Source organism: Burkholderia sp. Bp9090, assembly GCF_003857985.1.
Classification (GTDB): Bacteria; Pseudomonadota; Gammaproteobacteria; order Burkholderiales; family Burkholderiaceae; genus Burkholderia.
In genome coordinates this window covers 1-3,955 of the sequence record NZ_QTPV01000084.1, presented here as the reverse complement: position 1 = coordinate 3,955, position 3,955 = coordinate 1, and the positions used below count along the sequence as shown (strand labels likewise).

Below are 3,955 nucleotides of genomic sequence, written 5' to 3'. Positions count from 1 at the left end.
GCCTTGACGATCTCGTCGGCAACCGCGTTTGCGCCGTCCTGGTTCAGGTCGGCGATCGCCACGGCCGCGCCCGCTTTTGCGAGCTCCAGCGCGATTTCCTTGCCGATGCCGCTTGCGGCGCCCGTGACGACTGCGGTCTTGCCGTTCAGATCTGCTGCCATGTCCGTCTCCTTCCGTTATCGGATCGAAAAAGCGCGCCCCGCTGCATCCGCTTTCGTCGCGATCGTGCAGGTGGAGGCCAGCCGCTATTGTGCACGATCGGCCCCGCCGTTCGCGCGCAAAACGTCTAAGCTTAAGGTCGGTTCAGAGTCGCGGGAGATTCCCATGCACTATCGACGGCTAGGCCGCTCCGGCCTGCAGATCAGCGCGCTTTCGCTCGGCTCGTGGGTCACCTACGGCAACCAGGTCGATCAGCGGGTCGCCCGCGAATGCCTTGCGGCGGCCCGCGATGCGGGCGTCAATTTCTTCGACAACGCCGAGGTCTACGCCAGTGGCAAATCCGAGGAAATCATGGGCCAGGCGCTCAAGTCGCTCGGCTGGCCGCGCGTCAGCTACCTCGTGTCCACGAAGTTCTTCTGGGGGCTCGCGGAAGCGCCGAACCAGTACCACACACTGAACCGGAAATATCTGCTGAACGCGATCGACGGCTCGCTGCGCCGGCTGCAGCTCGACCATGTCGACCTCGTGTACTGCCATCGCCCCGATCCGAACACACCGATCGAGGAGACCGTCTGGGCGATGAGCGACATGATCGTACGCGGCAAGGCGCTGTACTGGGGCACGTCCGAATGGAGCGCCGACGAGATCCGCGCCGCGTACGAGATTGCCGAGCGGCACCATCTGCACAAGCCGGTCGTCGAGCAGCCGCAGTACAACCTGTTCCACCGTACCCGGGTCGAACAGGAATACGCACGGCTCTATCACGACTACGGCCTCGGCCTGACGACCTGGAGCCCGCTGGCATCGGGGCTGCTCACCGGCAAGTACCGGAACGGCGTACCGCCGGGCAGCCGCGCGCAATTGCCGGGCTACGACTGGCTCCGCGAACGGCTGACGGATCCGGTCAGCAACGATGTGGTCGAACGGCTCGGCGAGATCGCGACCGAACTCGGCTGCAGCACCGCCCAGCTCGCGATTGCATGGGTACTCGCGAATCCGCGCGTGAGTTCGGTCATTACGGGCGCCTCGCGAATCGAGCAGATCGACGACAACATGCGCGCGCTCGACGTTGCCGAGAAACTGACGCCGGAGATCAAGCAACGCATCGAGGAGACCGTCGGCGATGCATACGAGTAAGGCGGCTCACGCCCACTCGCGTACAATACGCGGCCGCATTGGCGCGCGGCCCGACGGCTTCGCGCGATCATCCGTTTTCATCGATTCACCCTTCGTTTCAGGCAGCCAGCCATGCTCAGTTATCGTCACGGTTTTCACGCAGGCAACCACGCGGACGTGCTCAAGCACGCCGTCGTCGTCCAGCTGCTGCGCTACCTGAACAAGAAAGACAAGTCGTACTGGTACATCGACACGCACGCCGGTGCCGGCGTGTATTCGCTGCGCGACGGTTATGCCGCCAAGACAGGGGAATTCGACACCGGCATCGGGCCGCTGTGGAACGAAAAGGACCTGCCCGAAGCGCTCGGCGACTACATCGACGAGGTGCGCGCGCTGAACGACGACGGTGAGCTGCATTACTATCCGGGCTCCCCGTATCTCGCATGGCGATCGATGCGCGAGCAGGACCGGATGCGCCTGTTCGAAATGCACACGACGGAAATCGACGTGTTGCGTCACAACTTCCGCGATGCGGGGCGCCGCGCGATGATTTTCGCCGGTGACGGCTTCGAGGGCATCAAGGCGCTGCTGCCGCCGCCGCCGCGACGCGCGCTCGTGCTGATCGATCCGTCCTATGAGGACAAGAAGGACTACGCGCGCACGGTGACTTGCGTGACGGAATGCCTGAAGCGTTTCGCGACAGGCTGTTACGCGATCTGGTATCCGCAGGTTGCGCGGGTGGAATCGCAGCGTTTTCCGGAGCAGCTCAAGCGCCTGCAGCCGAACAACTGGCTGCACCTGACGCTGACGGTATCGAATCCGCCGGCAGATGGCCTGGGCCTTTACGGCAGCGGAATGTTCATCCTGAATCCGCCGTACACGCTCGCGCAGAGCATGAACGAAGCGCTGCCCTATCTCGTCGAGCGCCTGGGACAGGACAGCGGCGCGCGGTGCCAGATCGAGCACCGCGGAAACTGAGCGAACGGTTTTCCGTTACGGCTGCGGTCTTGGCGCGGGTCTTGGCTGATTGGCCGGCGACCCACCCCAGCCCGGCACATTGATATACGGCGCGACAAACAGCGGGACCGAAGAATTCGGTCCCTGCCCTGCCGGCGCTCGCATGCCTGCGGGCTCAACGATCGGCTCGGACGATAACGGAGCCGTTTGCAACACCAGGCCGCCCTTGCCATCCTGGATCCCGCGTTGCGTATCGAGAATCAGCGGCCTGGACGACGTCGCCGCACCAGCCGCCATGCCGTGAGCGAGCACCGCGGCCCCCAGAAAGAGACGCGCGCGGGAAACGTGACGCACATCGAGACGCAAACGCATGGTCGTGTTCTTCCGGTTGAAAAGCAGGTCCATACCATAGCGCCACGCCGACGATTTCGCCAGATCGGACGCACAAAAAAACAAAGCCCCGTCAACACGGGGCTTGCTTTTCGCTCGGTGCCACACGGCACCTGACGGTGACTCCGATTACAGCGAGTAGCCGTTGGTTTCGAGCGAGCGGATGCGGCTCTCGAGCTGAACGATGTCCGACGACGACGCGAGGTAAGCCTCACGGCGTTCGCGCTCTGCGGATTCGAACCAGTTGCTCAGCTTTTCAACGATGTAGGCGATCATGATGTTCTCCAAGGAAGGGGGACCCCTGGCGAATCGAGATTCAGGGATTTCCCGTATAGGGTTATCCCGAATTATAGCGATGCCACACCAAGATGCCAGTGAAATGCTTGCATGGAAGCCATTCCAGTTTGGAATGGTTTACGAACTATCTGCTTCAACCCACTGATTTTTAAAGATATTGAATCGAGGCTCCGATTCGGCCTCGAGGATATGCACTAATCTGGTTCACTGACCGGGTCGGCCAGCCGCGCCAAGATCGGGCATTCGGGTCGCCCGTCACCATGGCAGTGCGCGGCGAGATCGGCAAGTGTATTGCGCATGTCGCTCAATTCCGCGATGCGTTTGTCGAGTTCGGCCACGTGTTCGAGGGCGATCGACTTCACTTCGGCGCTGGCGCGGGAGCGGTCTTGCCAGAGCATCAGCAGCTTGCGAATATCCTCGACGAGAAAACCGAGCCGCCGCGCCTGGCGGATGAAACGCAGAATATGGACGTCATCCGAACCGTAGATGCGGTATCCGGCGTCGCTCCGCTTGCTCGGCGCAAGAAGGCCGACCTGCTCGTAGTAGCGGATCATTTTTGCGCTGACGCCGGATTCGCGCGACGCGTCGCCGATATTCATTCCCTGCCCTCTCTCCATCAAGCACTGGTTCGAACACGAAGGTCGACGCATGCATTCGTCGACGACATTTGGATCGTATCAAATCGCGAGATTTCGTTCCTGCCTGGGCAGTGACGGCCGGATCGACCGCAATCCGGATGTCCTTATTGAGGTAGGTGGTGGCTGCGAAATCTGCCGGTTCGGAGCAGCATGCAGCGCGTATCAAGCTGCCCGCCCACTGACGATCACGCCAACACTTGCAGCGATCGCGCATTTCTGCGCTGCAAATGCAAAAACCCCCGCCTTTCGGGCGGGGGTTTCTGGCTTAGGGAGCCTGACGATTACCTACTTTCACACGGGAATCCGCACTATCATCGGCGTAGAGTCGTTTCACGGTCCTGTTCGGGATGGGAAGGGGTGGGACCGACTCGCTATGGTCATCAGGCAAAGAGGGTTGT

Annotated in this window: 6 protein-coding genes and 1 rRNA gene; 2 read left to right on the top strand and 5 right to left on the bottom strand. The window is 61.8% G+C overall.

The window, feature by feature from the left end; genetic code table 11:
• Window positions 1-161, bottom strand: a 161-nt coding sequence (locus DIE16_RS36025; protein WP_124524115.1) for an SDR family NAD(P)-dependent oxidoreductase, incomplete at its 3' end; no start/stop codon positions are given.
• A 163-nt stretch (window positions 162-324) separates the two neighbouring features.
• Between DIE16_RS36025 and DIE16_RS36020 the strand changes: the two genes are divergently transcribed.
• Both DIE16_RS36020 and DIE16_RS36015 read left to right on the top strand, forming a co-directional pair.
• Window positions 325-1,296, top strand: a complete 972-nt coding sequence (locus DIE16_RS36020; protein ID WP_124894411.1) for an aldo/keto reductase — start codon at window positions 325-327, stop codon at window positions 1,294-1,296.
• 111 nt (window positions 1,297-1,407) lie between these two features.
• The gene (locus DIE16_RS36015; RefSeq protein ID WP_124489871.1) at window positions 1,408-2,253 is read left to right on the top strand and encodes a 23S rRNA (adenine(2030)-N(6))-methyltransferase RlmJ; all 846 of its coding nucleotides are present in this window, start codon (window positions 1,408-1,410) and stop codon (window positions 2,251-2,253) included.
• A gap of 15 nt (window positions 2,254-2,268) precedes the next feature.
• Here DIE16_RS36015 and DIE16_RS36010 read toward each other — a convergent pair whose 3' ends face one another.
• The 4 genes from DIE16_RS36010 to rrf form a co-directional block, all read right to left on the bottom strand.
• Window positions 2,269-2,637, bottom strand: coding sequence for a hypothetical protein (locus tag DIE16_RS36010; protein WP_124489870.1), 369 nt, complete (start codon window positions 2,635-2,637; stop codon window positions 2,269-2,271).
• 114 nt (window positions 2,638-2,751) lie between these two features.
• The gene (locus tag DIE16_RS36005) at window positions 2,752-2,898 is read right to left on the bottom strand and encodes a DUF3563 family protein (protein WP_081053322.1); all 147 of its coding nucleotides are present in this window, start codon (window positions 2,896-2,898) and stop codon (window positions 2,752-2,754) included.
• 215 nt (window positions 2,899-3,113) lie between these two features.
• Window positions 3,114-3,518 carry a Cu(I)-responsive transcriptional regulator gene (gene cueR / locus DIE16_RS36000; RefSeq protein WP_044849283.1) on the bottom strand — a complete coding sequence of 135 codons (405 nt, stop codon included), beginning with the start codon at window positions 3,516-3,518 and terminating at the stop codon, window positions 3,114-3,116.
• 311 nt (window positions 3,519-3,829) lie between these two features.
• A 5S ribosomal RNA gene (gene rrf, locus DIE16_RS35995) occupies window positions 3,830-3,942 on the bottom strand.
• Window positions 3,943-3,955 lie beyond the last annotated feature (13 nt).

Bases quoted from the DNA above. Each gene is read 5' to 3' on its own strand.
- cueR (WP_044849283.1), bottom strand. From the start codon at position 3,518: ATGAATATCGGCGACGCGTCGCGCGAATCCGGCGTCAGCGCAAAAATG.
- DIE16_RS36015 (WP_124489871.1), top strand. From the start codon at position 1,408: ATGCTCAGTTATCGTCACGGTTTTCACGCAGGCAACCACGCGGACGTG.
- DIE16_RS36005 (WP_081053322.1), bottom strand. From the start codon at position 2,898: ATGATCGCCTACATCGTTGAAAAGCTGAGCAACTGGTTCGAATCCGCA.
- DIE16_RS36020 (WP_124894411.1), top strand. From the start codon at position 325: ATGCACTATCGACGGCTAGGCCGCTCCGGCCTGCAGATCAGCGCGCTT.
- DIE16_RS36010 (WP_124489870.1), bottom strand. From the start codon at position 2,637: ATGGACCTGCTTTTCAACCGGAAGAACACGACCATGCGTTTGCGTCTC.